The organism is Shewanella sp. SM68 (assembly GCF_025653925.1).
Classification (GTDB): Bacteria; Pseudomonadota; Gammaproteobacteria; order Enterobacterales; family Shewanellaceae; genus Shewanella; species Shewanella oncorhynchi.
Genome location: NZ_JAKKRU010000004.1, coordinates 104,025 through 121,396 on the forward strand (window position 1 = coordinate 104,025; position 17,372 = coordinate 121,396).

The window sequence follows — 17,372 nt, forward strand, 5'->3', positions numbered from 1 at the left end:
CCAAAAACTTTGTTAGCGTACGGTGTTTTTGTTATTAACTTGTAAAATAGCTGAATTTGAATGAAAAAAAAAGCGACTCTCGTCGCTTTCTCTTATTAACTTCAGGAAACTGAATTTACTAAAGAAGCACTCTCATACTATAAGAGTGCGAACAATTACAGGTTACCTAGAATTTCATCGCTTAATTTTAGATCGTCATTACGATTAACACTTACGCCTGCCGCAATAATATTACGGGCGATATCTTGTGCTTGCTCTAATGAATGCATCTCATACGTACCACATTGGTATTCATTCAGCTCAGGGATTTCAGACTGCTCAACCACTTTAAGCACATCTTCCATCGCGGCTAACCACGCATCGGCCACTTGGCGCTCTGTGGGTTCACCAATCAAACTCATATAAAAACCGGTACGACATCCCATTGGCGAAATATCAATGATCTCAACATCGCTGCCATTTAAATGGTCACGCATAAAACCCGCGAACAAATGCTCTAGAGTATGAATACCACGCTCACTGAGGATCTCTTTATTCGGTGCGCAAAAACGTAAATCAAATACAGTAATGGCATCGCCCTTTGGCGTGCTCATATGCTTAGCGATACGAACCGCAGGGGCATTCATCCGAGTATGGTCGACGGTAAAGCTATCAAGTAATGGCATAGGGATCTCCAAATTCTCAGGGCGACATCAACGCCACTGTAACTGTCTATTTATGGCTTGCAAGCATAACACCAAATGAATTACGCCGATAACAAGATAATCTAAGATGAAATCATCTCATATAAATCAGATGCTAATGTGACAGTTTGCAGTAAAGAAACCATCATTTAGTGTTGACGCTGTTGACTGTAAGCATCCTCAGATATTTTATGGTACTGGCGCACACCTTGCTCATACGCGTGATAGGCATCGTACACCTTTCGCATTAAGGGATCTTGATTCGCTTGATCTTCAATCACTTGTTTGGAGATTTTCTCAAGCTCCAACAACACGTTCGGTGGAAACGCTTTAAGCTCCACACCTTCGTCCTTCACTAACGTTTCAAGGGCGGTCACGTTACGGGTCGTGTATTCATCGAGCATATCTTGGTTAATGGCTCTAGCAGCAACTCTGACTATGGCCTGTAAATCCTCAGGTAAACTCTCAAAGGCAGCGGTATTAATCAAGAATTCCATATTTGAACCTGGCTCATGCCAACCAGGGTAATAGTAATACTTAGCCACTTTATGTAAACCGAAGGCAAGATCATTCACTGGCCCTACCCACTCTGCGGCATCAATCGCCCCCGTTTGCAGTGCACCATAAAGTTCACGCCCCGCCATGTTTACAGGTACAGCACCAACGCGTTTCAACACTTCACCACCTAAGCCCGGCATGCGGACCTTCAATCCCTTAAAATCCGCAATGGTATTGATGGGTTTATTAAACCAGCCACCCATTTGCATCCCAGTATTGCCACCCGCGAGGGGAATAATACCAAAGGGTTGATACACTTCAGTCCACAGCTCCATACCACCACCATAGTGAAGCCAGCCATTTATTTCCTGCGCGGTCATACCAAAGGGGATCGATGAAAAAAACTGCGCTGCGGGCGCTTTTCCTCTCCAGTAGAAAGAAGCGGAGTGGGCCATTTGAATTTTACCCTGACTCACACCATCAAATACGGCAAAAGCGGGCATCAACTCACCCGCACCATAAACGCTAATCTTTAACCGACCGTTAGACATTTCATCGACTAAATGCGCAAAACGCTCAGGAGCCATGCCTAAACCGGGGAAGTTTTTCGGCCAAGAGGTTGCAAGACGCCATTCAATAGCAGGTAAAGCGTGGGGAACATCAGTTGCGGCATGGGAGGCAGCTACGCTTTGCGCATCACTGGAGACGGGGTTACAACCGCTCAGTCCCATCAGCAGCACTGAGATAAACAAACTCCCTAACTTACGCATTTTTAATAGTCTCCCTGATGTCAAACGAGCACATGGATCCAACTGACATGGAAATACACTCAGGATGGGTATCGACAATCACATCGCCCAACCTCTTAAAATAAAACATATTGTTAACACAGAAACGAAGGTAGGGAAACTCAAAAATAGTCTTAAGTTGGTCTAAAACAAAAAGCCACTCTATGAAGAGTGGCCTTGAAATCTAAGCTAAACAGTATTGCTGAGCGATTAATTAACCGCGACAATTTGGCGTATTAGGTACTTGTGCATTCGCATCCCACTCATTTTGAGTGAAAGTATGAATAGACAAAGCATGCACGCCATTGGCTAACTCATAGGCTAAGTGAGTGTTGACCAATCGATGACGGGCTAATAAACGTAAGCCATCAAACTGCTCGCTTACCAGCACAACTTTAAAGTGGGTTTCTGAATTCGGTGGTACATGGTGACGATTACTTTCGTTAATCACTTCTAAATGGGTCGGCGAGAAGCATTCGGTTAATTTCTGCGAAATAGTGTTAGCCACAGTGCCCTGCACATGAGTATTGGACATATTCGAGTCTCAGAATGGGAAAATCCAGTTGCCGCAGAGTACTGCTTCAAATTGAAAAGATCAAATTCACGCTTTCAATTTGTTGATGACCCACCACTTTATATCAGCCATATTTCGCAGTGCTTCACCATAGACAGTTAGCGGGAGGCAATTAACCATGGAAATTAACGATGAGTTGTCTAAAGGTATAGTTCCAACGCGGCTCTTTTACTTTCAAACGTTTAGGTAAACTGTGTAACCAATCACTTTGCATAGGCCAGTGCATGATCAGTAGATCGCCACTGTGCAGATTTATGCTGTACTTGGTTTGACTGCGCTTATGCTTAAGCACAAAATCCCGCGTGGCGCCTAAGGTAATAGAAGCAATATGACTCCCTTGAGCTATTTCAGGTTCATCATCACTGTGGGCGCCCATACAATCTTTACCATCGGCGTAGCGATTCACTAATACCCCATTGCTCTCCAAACCATAATCCCGCGCTAACTTATCCCTCAACTTGTGAGCATATTTAGGCCAAGGTAAGGCGCGGATAAACAGTCCTGAATATAAATAGTCGCAGCCCAAATCGCCAAACCACACTTGCTGGCGAGGAATCGCGTGAAGCTGACCAAAGACTTGGATTTCAGGGCGACTTAAGGGATAGGTCAGCGCTTCTTTCATTAGCGCCGCTTGCTGCTCAGCATTAAGATAACCCCGCACTAAGGTGATGGGCGGTTTAATTTGAGCCTCACCCTCTGTATCAAACCCTAACTTACCTTGCTGCATTGACGTCCTCCATGCGAGCCGTCGCACTGCGCCATGAAATCTGCGATAATCTGCGCCTTAAATTTATTGGCGCAGTGTGGCACATGACAACACAATTTTCAGTAGCGGGTGTTGAACTCGAACTCTTACGGTATCCAGCTCAGCAGGAATCTAATCTTCAAGCTTGGGATGCCGCCGATGAACACTTACTCAAAAGCCTTATTGAGTCAGAGCAAGCCGCCGTGCCAACCGCCATTATCAACGACAGTTTCGGCGCTTTAAGCTGCGGTTTATCTAAATTGAATCCATGTTGGCCACTGCGTGTTGAAACCGATGCCAGAACCAGCTTTTTAGGCACAGAACAAAACCATGGCCGCAATCAGTTGCCAATGGATAATCTGCAGTGGTTTACCAGCCGCGATACCTTGCCGGAAAACTTAGCCTTAGTATTGATGAAGTTGCCTAAGAACTTAAGCTACTTTGCCCACCAGCTAACGCGCTTGTCGCAAGTGTTACCCGCAGGCACTCGTGTATTAGTAGCCGCCAAATCCAAATCGATTAATGGCGCCTTACTCGACATCTTTGCTAAGCATTTAGGCCCCGCAAGCGCCAGTTTAGCGTGGAAAAACACGCGAGTGATCACCTGTGTCAGTGATGGCAAACCAAGACCATTAGCCAAAGAAGTGACTTGGGACGTACCCGAATATCAACTTGAGATCAGCAATTTAAGTAATGTGTTTGCCGCCAACAAACTCGATATTGGCGCACGCATCATGCTAGAGAATCTGCCCAAAGGGGATTTTAAGTCGATTGTTGATCTCGGCTGTGGCAATGGCGTGCTGGGGTTACGCACCGCCCAGTTATTCCCAGAGGCTGACATTCACTTTATCGACGATTCTGAAATGGCGGTCGCATCAGCCAAGGCAAACTGGGCTCGTAATCAATTACCGACAGATAAAGGCCACTTCTATTGGGACGACTGCATGACGCATCTGCCCGATGATGTTCAACCGGATCTGGTGCTGTGTAATCCGCCGTTTCATCAAGGTGAAGCCATAACCGATCATATCGCTTGGCAGATGTTTTTAGACGCTCGCCGCCGCTTAAAAGAGGGGGGGATCTTACATATCGTCGGCAACCGTCATCTGGCTTACCATGTAAAATTACAGCGCTTATTTAAGAACTGCACCACAGTCGCCTCCAACGGTAAATTTGTGATCCTGCAGGCACAGAAAAAATAACCTCATCGAAATTGACACGTTAAATGAGAGCCAGCAATGTTTGGCTCTTTTTTATACAGGGCTCTTTTTATGCTGAGCAATGACATGTTGGAAAAGCAGCAGTCGGAGATTTCCTAAAAATCAACAACAACTAGCCGAAAAATACACATACAAGTACACTTCTTGCCGACAAAGGTTTATGAGTTAAGCACTTAAACACTTAGGAATGAGATATGCCGTTAAAGGATGACGTTGCCCAACTAAAAGCTGAGCTGGCACAGTTACAATCGCTGCATTTATCGCAGCAATCTTCGCTCAGTCGTCAATTAGCAGAATTCTCCACTAAGCTCGATACGTTAAGTCAGCAAATTGCGGCTGAAGACACGCTCCCATTAACCTATGCGGCACAAACACCAACCCTTGAGCCAGCTTCCGTAGAACCAGCCCCAGCAGAACCCAACCCATGGCAGCAAGGCCCTATACCAAGTGAACCTCGGCAAGAAGACCCTTGGCAAAGAAAAACGAAAAATACCTCGACGGAACAAGCCGCTAAAACCGAACACCTTATTCAAGCACAAAATCAACAGCTGAGTGATGAAGTCAAATTACAGGCAAGCGTGCAAGCGGCGAGTCAATTTGATGAGTTGTTATCCCAAGGACTCGCGGCCGTCATGGCACCCTTTGCGGCAGTCAACGAGCAAGTCAAATCTTTCTACCATCATTATCAGGCTAAGGGATTAGGACCTGTCTTTTTGATGACTGTCGCAGGCATTATTACCCTGACCTTAGGCTTTGGTTATTTACTGCAATATTCAATCAACCATTGGTTTTCAGAACTTGGCAAAGCACTACTCGGGTTTGCCAGCGCGAACACTATCATAGTGGGCGGGATTTTTATTCGCCAAAAACGCGCGGGCATGGCGGATTTTGGCTCAGGTATTGTCGGACTCGGACTCATACTGAATTATCTCTGCGCGTACTTTATTGGGCCGTATTTTGAGTTAATACCTAATAGCGCGAGTTTTATCTTACTGTTATTGATCACTTTGGCAGGTTATGGCCTGTCGATGCGCTTAGATGCCAAAGTGATCGCCGTGATCGCCTTAGTCGGTGGTTCGACCGCACCTATGATGCTGTTATCCCAAAGCTATGCGCCGCTATTGTATCTGCCTTATTTACTGCTTATTGGTGCCGGCGCCCTTGCCCAGAGTCGCAAACTTAAGTGGCCGCTGCTACTGGAAATCACCGCCCTGTTGCACATAGGCTGCATCGAAGCTTTTAGCCATTTCATTGATTTGCCACTCAGCGACGTTGGCGGCGTCAGTCTGCTCGCGCTTATCAGTATTAATGTGTTCTTTTATCTCTACGGCATCACAGGCCTACTATTTACCAAGCAGTTTACCCATCAGGATGAAAAACATAATGCACTAAGCCATCGCATACTCGCCCTACCGATAGCATTGCTCGCCTTTGTGTTATTAGAGTTGACGCAATTTACTGAGTTCGCAGGGGAAATCTTTGCGGCCAACGCACTGATTTGCGCAGCCCTCTATTGGAAGCGCACAGGCAACCTAGAAAAAGCCTGCAACGGCTTATTGTTAGTCTTTGCAGGGAGTTTTGCGGGATTTGCCGCACTGTATTTACTCAGCCACGATTTCCTTGGATTAGTATTACTGCTCGAAGCCTTATTACTGTTGTGGATTGGTACCAAAGAAGAACTAATTTCCGTTCGCGCCGAAGCCTATGTATTGCTGCTGATGGGATTAGGGCTCAATGCGTCTAGTGTACTGACGGGCATGAGCCTTTTAGAATCAAGCTTTATCGATGGGGCGCCAATTTCTCCCTTGTCAGCTTTTGGCTTTCCACTGTTAGCACAGGCCTTAAGTTGCGCCGCCTTAGTCTTAGTGATTCGGCTATTAACACTCCATCATGCATTGCTTTCGACCCTAGAAAGTCAGCTAAACAGAGTGTTAAAAGAGCTATTAAGCGGTTTTTATGTGGCGACAATTATCCTCGCGGCTTACCTTTTGAGCAGCGATTACTACCTCGCCATCTTGCCACTCGTCAGCCTATTACTGCTGTATTTGAGCGCAAAGGACAGACTCGTTATCAGCGAGTTTGCTGCTTGGCTCTTACTATTGCCGCTGCTGTTTAAGGTTGTTGAAGGCATAACGCTCACAGGCAGTTTTAGCTTTAGTGCCCAACCGCTTATGGCAAAACTGGCACGGTTTGAGTTATTTACCGCCCTACTCTTGGCCCATTATTGGTATCGTCGCCACTATAAAGATGCCTTATTTGCCAAAGCCGCTTATACGATGCAAATCTTCTGCTATTTGCTGCTGCCGCTTATTCTGCTGCCCAAAGTCATCCGCAACCATTGGGAATATACCACTATTGCACTCTGGCTGAGCACCTTTATGAGCCTAGGTTTAGCCTACTTTGTTAAACATAAGAGTTTGAATATAGAAGCCAAAATTCTCACTTGGCTAGCGGTTCTGATGACAGCCTCGCTATGCCTTATTCACGCTTGGCAAGGACTCGCGGCGCTAGCCGTTGGCGCCCTCTTTATGGGCTTCACACTGCTCCGCTATCGCCAATTACCCGAGCATTGGCGCCCCTTGCTGCAACTACAATGGCAATTGAGCCCTTATTACTTTGCACTGGTATTGGCCGTGATCGTTTATGGTTTTAATCATTCTGAGCTAGTAGGAATAGCCATGACAGCATTAGCCTTAAGTGGTTATTTTGCATTGCTAATCCAAAGAGGTTTAAGCCTGAGAGGTGTAAGTCAGGCATCTGTAGGCCAAACCTCATATAGCGCAAAATTCCCCCTCGCAGCCGAAATCCAAGCCGCAATAAAGGAAAGCTATCATCTCGCCTATGGCCTAACGTTAGGCTTAGCCCTGCTGCCCATCATGTTGCATTTTGAGCTAACACTCGGGCTTAATCGTGATAATGCCTCGTTTGTGTTAATCGAGTTTTTATCACTGGCACTCCTAGCAAGGCTTATCTTGCAGCACGGTGCAGCAATACGCTTGCATAGACGCATCTTACCTTTACAAGGACTTAAGTGGGGTTGGCATCTGTTACTCGCCTTAAGTTACTTCATGTGGAGTTATAGCTTCGATAACATGATTGCCGCACCGCTCAGCGCGATTTTATTGGTTATCCATGGCAGTGTGTTGATGTTTATCAGCTTAAAACCACAAAATGCCAATATGATCCGCCTCGCTGCTGGGCTATTTACCTTATCGACGCTCAAGGTGCTATTACTGGATATGGCGTCCTTCGAGCTAGTGCAAAAGGTGATTGCCTTTATGCTGATCGGGGTCATTTTGCTGACTGTTTCTTACTTCTATCAGAAGGCGAGAAATCGACTGCAGTAAGATTAACATCGTTTTTAAAGCACTAAAAAAGCCGCTATCGAATTGAATCGATGGCGGCTTTTTACTGTTAACGATTTAATAAAGCGATGAGGTATCGGCTATTTAATATGGACTATTCGATACGAGCTATTTGCTCACCAGTGCCTTATCGAGCGCCTGCGCCACATCGTTAATGATGTCGTCGATATGCTCAATCCCAACCGAGATACGGATAAGATCCTCAGACACGCCCGCCCTTGCCAGTTCATCGGCATCGAGCTGTCTGTGCGTAGTGCTCGCAGGGTGGCAGGCCAAGGATTTCGCATCCCCAATGTTCACTAAACGCAGGATCATCTGCAGTGCATCGATAAAACGTCCGCCAGCAAGCTTACCTTCTTCTGCTGTGGCCGCTTTAATCCCAAAGCTGATGATCCCAGAAGCTTTTCCGCCAGTGATCTTGTGGCAATTATCCTGATAAGGACTGCTCGGCAAGGCGCCGTAGTTCACCCAACCGACCGCCGGATGCAACACCAGATATTCAGCTAATGCCAAGGCATTCGAGCAATGGCGCTCCATTCTAAGGCTTAAGGTTTCAAGGCCTTGCAACAGTAAAAATGCACTGTGCGGTGACAGTGCAGCGCCGGTATTACGCAGCGGTACCACACGGCAACGACCAATAAATGCAGCAGGACCAAAGGCTTCTGTGTAAACCACGCCGTGGTAGGAAGGATCGGCTTGATTGAGTAAGGCAAATCTTTCCTTATTCGCCACCCAATCGAACTTGCCTGAATCGATAATCACGCCGCCAATCGTCGTGCCATGGCCACCAATGTATTTAGTTAAAGAATGAATAACAATATCGGCGCCATGCTCAAAGGGGCGACATAACACTGGAGTCGCGACCGTATTATCGACAATTAAAGGCACGCCATGCTTATGGGCAATCTCGGCTAAACGTTGTAAATCGACAATATTGCCCGCTGGATTACCAATCGATTCGCAGAACAAGGCCTTAGTTTTATCATCGATCAGCTCATCGAGGCCTTCAAAATCATCGAAGGCCGCCATGCGCACTTCAACGCCTTGGCGCGGCAGCGTATGGGCAAACAGATTGTAAGTGCCGCCATAGAGCTGACTGGTGCTGACGATGTTATCGCCAACTTGAGTCAGGGCTTGGATCGCATAGGTAATCGCCGCCATACCCGATGCCACGGCCAGCGCACCTATGCCACCTTCAATGGCCGCCAGACGTTGCTCTAGCACGCTAGTAGTAGGATTCATTATCCGAGTATAAATATTGCCAGCGACTTTTAAGTCAAATAAATCAGCACCATGCTGGGTATCATCGAAGGTATAAGAGGTCGTTTGATAGATAGGTACTGCGGCCGCCTTCGTGGTCGCTTCTGACTCATAACCGTGGTGTAATGCCAGTGACTCTAATTTCATTTTCCCTTCCTTATCCGTAGCAGCCCAGTATTCAATCGACATTGAGAATTGCACAAGATTTGTGCATGTTCAACAAGCTAACAGATAGACATCTAGAAGTCTAAAATTTTTTAGCCACAGCCTTTAACTTCGGCGCAAATTGTTGCGGATAAGTTCGGCCAGCACCGCGACCGCTGAGACTATCTCTGGCGAGCACTCGTATGAGGCATTCAAACGCATAAAATGGCGGAATTCGACCTGATTACTAAACAGGTTTCCGGGTGCAATACTGATCCCACGCTCAATCGCCTGATAATAAATTTGTGTAGCGTCCATGTGTAATGGCAGCGCTAACCAGAGAAAATAGCCGCCCTGCGCGAAGTTGACCCCCACAGATTCGGGCAGATGCGCGCACAATAATTGATACATGGCCAATTTACGGCTGGCTAACTTTTTACGTAACTGTTTCAAATGCCGTTCATATTGCGCCGACTGAATAAAATCGGCGATGGCGAGCTGCATCGGCGCACTGGTCGATAACGTCGACATGACTTGTAAGCGTTGTAACTGCGGTGCATGGCATCCCGCCGCAACCCAGCCGACACGATAACCAGCAATCAAAGACTTAGAAAATGAGCCGCAGTGCAACACCCGTCCTTCGGTATCGAAGGCTTTTACTGGCCTTGGCGCGCTGGAATCAACATAGAGTTCTTGATAAACATCATCCTCAATCAGACTGACCTTATGCTCGTTTAGTAACTGATAAAGCGCCTGTTTTTTAGCATCCGATAAGCTGCAACCTAAGGGATTTTGATGTTGGCTCATCAACCAGCAGGCTTTCACTGGATAGGTATTTAACACTTCAGCCAGCGCCTCAAGATCAATCCCCTGTTGTGGATCGGTCGCGACCGCAATGGCCTTAAGCTTAAGCCGCTCAATCGCTTGCATCGCACCATAAAAAGTCGGTGATTCAATGACAACCCAATCTCCCACTTGAGTCAGGGTCGCTAAACTCAAGTTGAGCGCCTCCATGGCACCCGAGGTAATGATGATTTCGTCGGGCGAAATGCTCATGCCTAATTTGGCATAACGTTGGGAGATCGCCTTACGCAGTCCCGCATTTCCTGGCGGTAAATTATCGGCGGCAAAAGAAGGTGACATGTGCCGAGTGACCTTAACTAAAGATCGCGCCAGTGCTTGTTGCGGGAATAAACTAGGATCGGGAAATCCTGAGCCAAAGGGTACTATGTCCGCCTGCTTTGAAGCCTGCAGCACATTGAATACAAACTCATTAATATCCACACTATCGGAAAGATAAATCGGCTTTTGTCGCTCGGGATAACGAAAGGCTTCTCCCTGCCGCGCGATTAATTCCGGCTTTGGCGCCACTAAATAGCCAGACTTAGCCTGCGCCGAGATCACGCCTTGGCTTTCCAATAACTGATAGGCATTGAGCACTGTCATCAGACTCAAGCCCGAATCGGCCACAGTTTGGCGCAGCGACGGCAACTTGTCCCCCGCCTGCCAGACACCTTGGGCTATTCGTGTCTTTAATTCCTGCGCTAACTGCTCGTACTTCGTCATCTGTTATAGCCAAGTCAAGATATTCTGTGTCTGTTATAGCCAGCATATCCCATGGTCTAATAGCACACAAGCTTTCACCGTCAAGCCAATTTAGGGTTCAGTGAACGCGACTAGAACAATGCCTTTGTAACGAGAAATGCCTATCGCTCGAGGAAATTATGTTTGATTTTGATGCCACAGTACTCGCTAGGATCCAATTTGCTTTTACCATCTCTTTTCACATTATTTTCCCTGCCATCACTATCGGCCTCGCCACCTATCTAGCAGTATTAGAAGGTTTATGGCTGAAAACAGCGAATGAGGTTTACCAACAACTCTATCAATTTTGGTCGAAGATTTTTGCCATAAACTTTGGCATGGGCGTGGTCTCAGGCATAGTGATGGCCTATCAATTTGGTACCCATTGGAGTGCTTTTTCCGCCTTCGCGGGCAGCGTAACAGGGCCGCTACTCACCTATGAAGTCCTCACCGCCTTCTTCCTCGAAGCGGGTTTTCTGGGGGTCATGCTATTTGGTCAGCAGAAGGTAGGCAAAAACCTGCATTTCTTCGCCACTTGTATGGTCGCCACGGGCACTATTATCTCAACCTTTTGGATCTTAGCTTCAAACAGCTGGATGCAGACGCCCCAAGGTTTTGAAATCGTGAACAATCGCGTTATTCCAGTGGATTGGTTTCAGATAGTGTTTAACCCTTCATTTCCCTATCGTTTAGCCCATATGACAGTGGCGGCCTTTATTTCATCGGCTTTCTTTGTGGGCGCATCGGCGGCTTGGCACTTACTCAAAGGTAACGACACGCCCGCTATCCGCAAGATGTTGTCTATGGCGATGTGGATGGCGTTAATTGTCGCGCCGCTGCAAGCTCTAATTGGTGATTTTCATGGTTTAAATACCCTTGAATATCAACCAGTAAAAGTCGCGGCAATGGAAGGCCATTGGCGTAATGAGGGTGACAAACCCACACCGCTTATCTTGTTTGCGATTCCCGATATGGACGCAGAGAAAAACCACTTCAGTCTCGAAATCCCAGGGCTGGCGAGCCTGATCTTAAAACATGATTTAAGCAAACAAGTGCCAGCCTTGACTGAGTATCCCGCCGAGGACAGACCCAATGTGCTGTTAGTGTTTTGGAGTTTTAGGCTCATGGTCGGCTTAGGCTTATTGATGATTTTTGCTGGACTGTGGAGTGCTTATCTCAGGCGCAAAGGCAGCCTCTACAGCAACAAACACTTTCTGCGATTTGTATTGGTGCTCGGCCCCGCCGGATTGCTCGCCACACTGGCAGGCTGGTTCACTACCGAACTTGGCCGTCAACCTTGGGTGATCCAAGGATTGATGCGCACGCAGGATGCCGTGTCTTCCCACAGCGTAACCCACTTGAGTATCAGCCTAGGGATTTTCATCGTCAGTTACTGCGGCATCTTCGGCGTGGGTTATCGCTATATGATGCGACTCATCCGCAAAGGGCCAGATATCGCGGCAACAAGCCATTAATTTTAAAGTAAATGAATCTAATTTTACTTATTCAATCTAAAACATATTTAAGGGCTCACCATGGAATTCGATCTACCCTTGATTTGGTTCGGGATCATCATTTTTGCCACCTTAATGTATATCGTGATGGATGGCTTCGATCTCGGCATCGGCATACTGTTTCCCTTCATTCACGATGAGGACGACAGGGATATTATGGTCAATACCGTCGCCCCCGTTTGGGATGGTAATGAAACCTGGTTAGTGCTCGGCGGCGCCAGCCTGCTCGGTGCATTTCCCCTCGCCTATGCCATAGTGCTCGAAGCGCTAACCATACCGCTGCTCATCATGCTGCTGGCATTGATTTTTCGCGGCGTGGCATTTGAGTTTAGATTTAAGTCGGGTGCAGAAGCTAAACCATTCTGGGATAAAGCGTTTATGTTTGGCTCTATCACGGCCACCTTTTCACAGGGCGTAGTGCTGGGGGCGTTTATCTCCGGCATTTCGGTGAGTAACCAACAATTTAGCGGCAGTAGTTTCGATTGGTTAACGCCCTTCTCACTTTTCTGTGGATTTGGCCTTATGCTGGCCTATGCTCTGCTCGGCGCGACTTGGTTAGTAAAAAAATGCCAAGGCGAGCTTAAAACGACCATGCAACAACTCGGCAAAGCACTGACATTATGCCTGTTGATGACCATAGGTTTAGTCAGTTTATGGACCCCCTTCGTGCAACCCAATATTGCCCTGCGCTGGTTTAGTTTACCGAATTTATTCTACTTCGCCCCAGTGCCAATACTGGTATTAGCCTGCAGTTGGGCCTTGATAAAATCCCTAAATCGTGATGATAACTATCAGCCATTCCTACTCACTCTAGGGCTGATTTTCTTAGGATTTAGTGGCTTAGGGATCAGCATCTGGCCACACATTATTCCACCCAACATCAGCCTTTGGCAGGCAGCAGCCCCCGACAGCAGCCTGAGCTTTATGCTCGTCGGCGCCCTGATGATCATCCCGCTGATTTTGGTTTATACCTTTTGGAGCTACTACGTGTTCCGCGGCAAAGTGACCAAGGATGCAGGCTATCACTAGCCATGACTCAGATAAAAGAAGAGGCTTCCCAAAACGCGACCTAAGCTAACTTGGCTTAGGTCGCTGATTCACCTTAGATGACTTTACATATGCAGGAGATCAACATGACGACCCAAACGAAATCCCTCGCCTATCGACTCGGCTGGTTAGTGCTGATTTGGTGTACGAGCGTAAGCTGTCTGTTCCTCGTCTCTATGTGTATCAAAATACTTTTAAAAGGTGCGGGCTTAACAACCTAAGTAAATATTGACTTTAGAAGCTTATATTAAGGCTTAATTCAGTTAGTGCCCATAGCATCTAGCAACAATGCACTAGAATATTCAATGGTTGAATTAATTTGCGCCAAATTAACAAGTGCTCAGTTTACTTTACGAGTGCTAGCATTAAATTGACGAAGACTAACCCCCAATGTGGCAAAGTTAAAACAATGTTAAATCCAACTTTACTGTTATCAGTATATTCAGCAAGATTAGCTTAGTTAGGCTTGCTTTATATTTTTACTTGACCTATGGTATCAGCCAAGCAATTACTTATTTAGTTAATGGCAAGATTTAGTTAATGGCAAGACCGATATACTAAATCGATATACAAAAAAATAAATAATCAATCGAATATCAACTTTTGACTGGAGATGTAACACTATGTTTAGCACTGCATTTTCATCACTATTTTCCCATGTGTTAGCTAACACATCTAGTTCAGTAAGCTCAATCCGCCTCTCGCTCAAATTCCCAGTCTAAGCCGAGCGTCACTCGCGCTCGGCAGAATTATAACTTCTTGTGAAATAAGCACAGAGTAATACTCATTTTAATTTCTATGCTTATATTTTAACTTTGTTATTTCAGAGGCGGCAATGGCATATTCTTTTTTTAGTGGTCTTTTCCAGAATTTTATTCTAAAAACTGAAACCTATTATTTACAAAACAGTTTTAATGCCTCTCTACGCCCAACGGCTTTGGCAGGCGTGATTAGTAAGCTTGAGCAGCTAAAGCATGATACGACGAGTGATAAAGTGACTGTGGGACGAGAAATTCACTTAGTTAATCTGCAGGATCAGCAAGAGTACCAAATTGAACTCGTGTATCCACCAAGGCATAAACCCAGTGCAGGACGTTTCTCTGTCATATCAGATTTAGGCGTCAGCTTACTTGGGTTATCAAAGGGCGAACTGGCAGAGGTGAGCATTTTAGGCAAACCAGTTCTGTTTATGATTAAAGATGTCAGTTTAACGAAAAAACAACCTAAAAAGTCTGTATAGAAAAAATCATTTGGGCATACTTTTTGTAAATAGCTATTGAGTATTGCTACTTGACAACATTTCAGAAATTTTAAAAAATATGATTATTAGGCTGTAAGCATTTTAAAATAAAGCATGTTCAATTCAGTGGCAACATGCTTTGAACTCGCTATTAGCGGCGGCTTATAGCGGCATTTTCAACATAATATCATTAGAGGGAATGTTATTTTGAAGTCATTAACTGGCCGCGATATTTATTAAAGAGACACTTTAGATAAGTTTAACACTACAATTAACGACTCTTTGCAACTATTTACGTATAAGTCATGGCAGCGCTTTAGAGTAAACAGCAAAGGGGTTAAGAGGTTTAGCACGGCGCCTCAATCGTTAAATTTATTTTTATACTCTTTATAAATAAACCGTCTCAATTAAAGCCTGAAATAAAAAATTGAGCCCAACTATCGAAACCGATTTGCGGCGCGGGTTCGGATAGTAACCTTCACTTTGGAGTTTATATCTATGAGTAAAGAAAAAAACAAAAAACCGCCAATGAAAACCTTAAAAGAGAAGCGTCAAGATAAACGGAACCGCCAAAAGGCTTCCGACTAACTTATCTAACTCTGTAAAAAACCTTAAATCCTCTCTTTAAATAGGCCGAAAATAGGGTGTTAATACTTTAGCACCCTATCTTATTTCACAGTTTCCCCCAATATTTTTAGTGCATCATCTAGCGCGACTTTCGCATAGGATCTCATTATCTCGCCTTTATTAAGCCTTGCTCCATCAGCCACTCAATCACAATCGGCGGCGATACTGCTCAGGTGAGCACTGAGCATATTTTTTAAACATCACGATATAAGGCGAAGTTTGGTTATAGCCGAGCGTCAATGCCACTTCTTTGATCGCAAGTCCCTGACGTAATAGATGTAATGAATAGATAAACTTATGCCTTTGTCTTAGCTCAGTAAAACTCATCCCCAGAACCTCTTGGCAGCGACGAGCTAAGGTACGCTCTGTGGTATGTAATTCACTGGCCCAAGATTTAAAGGTTTTCGAACTCGCAGGGTCGGCTTCAAGTGCCTGCAACAACGGCTGTAACAGTTTATCTGAAACGGTGGGCAGAAATTGCGGTAGAGCTTTACCCAAGGTCAGCTGATCGAGCAAAACCTCAACCAGTCGCTTATCCGCCGCAGTTTCTGCCACAGTGACTTGCCGTTCCCGCAGATCGTTAACGATCGATTGGGCAATGGATGTCACGGCTAAAAGACAGGTCTCTATGGGAAAAGCCGCAGCCCGCTCGGCAACTATATTCATCGAGCAATAATGAATACTGCGCCGAGTGTAACTTTCATGTTCTATCCCCGCAGGAACCCAAATCGCATATTGTGACGGCGATAAAAACCGTTGCCCTGCAGCATGTAACTCCATAATTCCACCGCTGATTAACTGCAGTTGCCCCCAAACATGTTGATGTTTTGGCGTTACCGTATTTGGCAGGAAAGCTTCATAGTTGAAGAAGATATCTGCAGCAGGCTCTTGCTCTGCCGTGAGCGGATGGTAAACCGTGCGCATTTTGATGCCCTCAAAGCTATGGTGGTCCAAAAAACTCAAACGAAATCGCTAACCCAGATTACGCTTGTCCGTAGAGGAACTGACCTTGTCTGATAAGCGATATTTATATCATAACCGACCATGGATAATAGCCACTAATCTATTATCTGGATGCTTAAGTGATAAGCCATAAACTATGGCCAGTCACTTTAGCCAGTACCTAAAGGCAAGACCATGCTGTATTTGTTCCCCCTGTTGGCCGTATTAATTTGGGCAGGCAATTCGATAGTCAACAAGCTCTCATTTGGGATTATCGATCCTGAAGCCATAGCATTTTACCGTTGGTTTTTCGCTATGTTATTGTTAACCCCCTTTGTCGCAAGTCGCGTCTGGCAAAAACGCCAAGTGATACTACCTTTGTTACCTAAGTTTGCTACTTTGGCTTTGTTAGGTATGGTGCTAAACCAGAGTTTGGCCTATTTTGCGGCGGCTACCACCACGGCAACAAATATGGCATTAATCACCTCTCTCGTGCCTATGATCAGTCTGTTTTTAGCCGTGCCATTACTCAAGCAAAAATTATCACCGTTAGCCTTTGGTGGCACCTTAATCTCGCTATTTGGATTGATTTTTATGCTCAGTCACGGCGATATGATGAACCTTGCCATCGGCGTGACTCAAGGTGATTTACTGTTGCTCTTTAGCGCCTTTGTGTATGCGCTCTATGGCGTATTACTGAAACGCTGGCAACTGCCACTACCGACTTGGGAATCGGTTTATATTCAAGGACTCATAGCCGTATTCATGCTGACGCCACTGCTGTTTACGAGTCCCAGCATAGCGATCAGTGCCCAATCGGCACCACTGATACTTTACGCTGCTATCGCTGCCTCACTTTTAGCGCCGTGGGCTTGGATCAATGGCATAAGCAAACTCGGCGCCGATCGCACCAGCGTATTCTTTAATTTAATGCCTATTATTGCGGCGATACTGGCGGCCATCATCCTAGATGAAACCTTAGCCATTTATCATTATATTGGCGGTTCTATGGTCATTATTGGCGTCATGCTAGTGCAGATAAAACCTAAGCCTAAAGTCATCCCTACCCTAGCTTGTCCTGAATAATCCAAAGTAATGCGTCAACGCCTTGGTAATAGTGACCAAGGCGGTTTCGCTTATT

The 17,372-nt window shown here is 45.9% G+C and carries 14 protein-coding genes; 7 read left to right on the forward strand and 7 right to left on the reverse strand.

Features of this window, described 5'->3' with window-relative positions:
* Positions 1-155 precede the first annotated feature (155 nt).
* From luxS to L5M40_RS08495, 4 genes are all read right to left on the reverse strand, one after another.
* A complete protein-coding gene (gene luxS, locus L5M40_RS08480; protein WP_028761570.1) occupies positions 156-665 on the reverse strand; it encodes an S-ribosylhomocysteine lyase in 510 nt (169 codons plus the stop codon).
* A 167-nt stretch (positions 666-832) separates the two neighbouring features.
* Complete coding sequence (locus L5M40_RS08485; RefSeq protein ID WP_113939872.1) at positions 833-1,951, reverse strand: TRAP transporter substrate-binding protein; 1,119 nt, start codon at positions 1,949-1,951, stop codon at positions 833-835.
* Between the two features lie 232 nt (positions 1,952-2,183).
* On the reverse strand, positions 2,184-2,504 hold the full coding sequence (locus tag L5M40_RS08490; RefSeq protein ID WP_173246445.1) for a BolA family protein: 321 nt from the start codon (positions 2,502-2,504) through the stop codon (positions 2,184-2,186).
* Positions 2,505-2,655: 151 nt separating this feature from the next.
* Entirely contained in the window at positions 2,656-3,270 is a 615-nt protein-coding gene (locus tag L5M40_RS08495) for an alpha-ketoglutarate-dependent dioxygenase AlkB family protein (RefSeq protein ID WP_263175744.1), read from the reverse strand.
* Between the two features lie 83 nt (positions 3,271-3,353).
* On the opposite strand from L5M40_RS08495, the gene L5M40_RS08500 reads away from it, so the two are divergent.
* Positions 3,354-4,490, forward strand: a complete 1,137-nt coding sequence (locus L5M40_RS08500; protein WP_263175769.1) for a methyltransferase — start codon at positions 3,354-3,356, stop codon at positions 4,488-4,490.
* A gap of 212 nt (positions 4,491-4,702) precedes the next feature.
* On the forward strand, positions 4,703-7,855 hold the full coding sequence (locus tag L5M40_RS08505; protein ID WP_263256507.1) for a DUF2339 domain-containing protein: 3,153 nt from the start codon (positions 4,703-4,705) through the stop codon (positions 7,853-7,855).
* A gap of 126 nt (positions 7,856-7,981) precedes the next feature.
* Here L5M40_RS08505 and L5M40_RS08510 read toward each other — a convergent pair whose 3' ends face one another.
* Positions 7,982-9,280, reverse strand: a complete 1,299-nt coding sequence (locus tag L5M40_RS08510) for an O-acetylhomoserine aminocarboxypropyltransferase/cysteine synthase family protein (RefSeq protein WP_263175746.1) — start codon at positions 9,278-9,280, stop codon at positions 7,982-7,984.
* A 123-nt stretch (positions 9,281-9,403) separates the two neighbouring features.
* The gene (locus tag L5M40_RS08515) at positions 9,404-10,843 is read right to left on the reverse strand and encodes a PLP-dependent aminotransferase family protein (protein ID WP_263175747.1); all 1,440 of its coding nucleotides are present in this window, start codon (positions 10,841-10,843) and stop codon (positions 9,404-9,406) included.
* Between the two features lie 158 nt (positions 10,844-11,001).
* Here L5M40_RS08515 and L5M40_RS08520 point away from each other — a divergent pair, with 158 nt between their 5' ends.
* The 4 genes from L5M40_RS08520 to L5M40_RS08535 all read left to right on the forward strand — a co-directional run bounded on the left by L5M40_RS08520 (position 11,002) and on the right by L5M40_RS08535 (position 14,662).
* The gene (locus tag L5M40_RS08520; RefSeq protein WP_263175748.1) at positions 11,002-12,336 is read left to right on the forward strand and encodes a cytochrome ubiquinol oxidase subunit I; all 1,335 of its coding nucleotides are present in this window, start codon (positions 11,002-11,004) and stop codon (positions 12,334-12,336) included.
* Positions 12,337-12,396: 60 nt separating this feature from the next.
* Positions 12,397-13,404 carry a cytochrome d ubiquinol oxidase subunit II gene (gene cydB, locus L5M40_RS08525; protein WP_263208610.1) on the forward strand — a complete coding sequence of 336 codons (1,008 nt, stop codon included), beginning with the start codon at positions 12,397-12,399 and terminating at the stop codon, positions 13,402-13,404.
* A gap of 104 nt (positions 13,405-13,508) precedes the next feature.
* Positions 13,509-13,643: a DUF2474 domain-containing protein gene (locus L5M40_RS08530; RefSeq protein WP_105250029.1), complete on the forward strand. Its 135-nt coding sequence runs from the start codon at positions 13,509-13,511 to the stop codon at positions 13,641-13,643.
* 614 nt (positions 13,644-14,257) lie between these two features.
* On the forward strand, positions 14,258-14,662 hold the full coding sequence (locus L5M40_RS08535) for a GreA/GreB family elongation factor (protein WP_028759523.1): 405 nt from the start codon (positions 14,258-14,260) through the stop codon (positions 14,660-14,662).
* 774 nt (positions 14,663-15,436) lie between these two features.
* Here the strand turns inward: L5M40_RS08535 and L5M40_RS08540 are convergent.
* Positions 15,437-16,213, reverse strand: coding sequence for an AraC family transcriptional regulator (locus L5M40_RS08540; RefSeq protein ID WP_263175750.1), 777 nt, complete (start codon positions 16,211-16,213; stop codon positions 15,437-15,439).
* 213 nt (positions 16,214-16,426) lie between these two features.
* Here L5M40_RS08540 and L5M40_RS08545 point away from each other — a divergent pair, with 213 nt between their 5' ends.
* Complete coding sequence (locus tag L5M40_RS08545; protein ID WP_113939865.1) at positions 16,427-17,317, forward strand: DMT family transporter; 891 nt, start codon at positions 16,427-16,429, stop codon at positions 17,315-17,317.
* Positions 17,318-17,372 lie beyond the last annotated feature (55 nt).

Bases quoted from the DNA above. Each gene is read 5' to 3' on its own strand.
- L5M40_RS08500 (WP_263175769.1), top strand. From the start codon at position 3,354: ATGACAACACAATTTTCAGTAGCGGGTGTTGAACTCGAACTCTTACGG.
- cydB (WP_263208610.1), top strand. From the start codon at position 12,397: ATGGAATTCGATCTACCCTTGATTTGGTTCGGGATCATCATTTTTGCC.
- L5M40_RS08485 (WP_113939872.1), bottom strand. From the start codon at position 1,951: ATGCGTAAGTTAGGGAGTTTGTTTATCTCAGTGCTGCTGATGGGACTG.
- L5M40_RS08490 (WP_173246445.1), bottom strand. From the start codon at position 2,504: ATGTCCAATACTCATGTGCAGGGCACTGTGGCTAACACTATTTCGCAG.
- L5M40_RS08510 (WP_263175746.1), bottom strand. From the start codon at position 9,280: ATGAAATTAGAGTCACTGGCATTACACCACGGTTATGAGTCAGAAGCG.
- L5M40_RS08495 (WP_263175744.1), bottom strand. From the start codon at position 3,270: ATGCAGCAAGGTAAGTTAGGGTTTGATACAGAGGGTGAGGCTCAAATT.
- L5M40_RS08515 (WP_263175747.1), bottom strand. From the start codon at position 10,843: ATGACGAAGTACGAGCAGTTAGCGCAGGAATTAAAGACACGAATAGCC.
- L5M40_RS08535 (WP_028759523.1), top strand. From the start codon at position 14,258: ATGGCATATTCTTTTTTTAGTGGTCTTTTCCAGAATTTTATTCTAAAA.
- L5M40_RS08540 (WP_263175750.1), bottom strand. From the start codon at position 16,213: ATGCGCACGGTTTACCATCCGCTCACGGCAGAGCAAGAGCCTGCTGCA.
- L5M40_RS08530 (WP_105250029.1), top strand. From the start codon at position 13,509: ATGACGACCCAAACGAAATCCCTCGCCTATCGACTCGGCTGGTTAGTG.
- L5M40_RS08505 (WP_263256507.1), top strand. From the start codon at position 4,703: ATGCCGTTAAAGGATGACGTTGCCCAACTAAAAGCTGAGCTGGCACAG.
- luxS (WP_028761570.1), bottom strand. From the start codon at position 665: ATGCCATTACTTGATAGCTTTACCGTCGACCATACTCGGATGAATGCC.
- L5M40_RS08545 (WP_113939865.1), top strand. From the start codon at position 16,427: ATGCTGTATTTGTTCCCCCTGTTGGCCGTATTAATTTGGGCAGGCAAT.
- L5M40_RS08520 (WP_263175748.1), top strand. From the start codon at position 11,002: ATGTTTGATTTTGATGCCACAGTACTCGCTAGGATCCAATTTGCTTTT.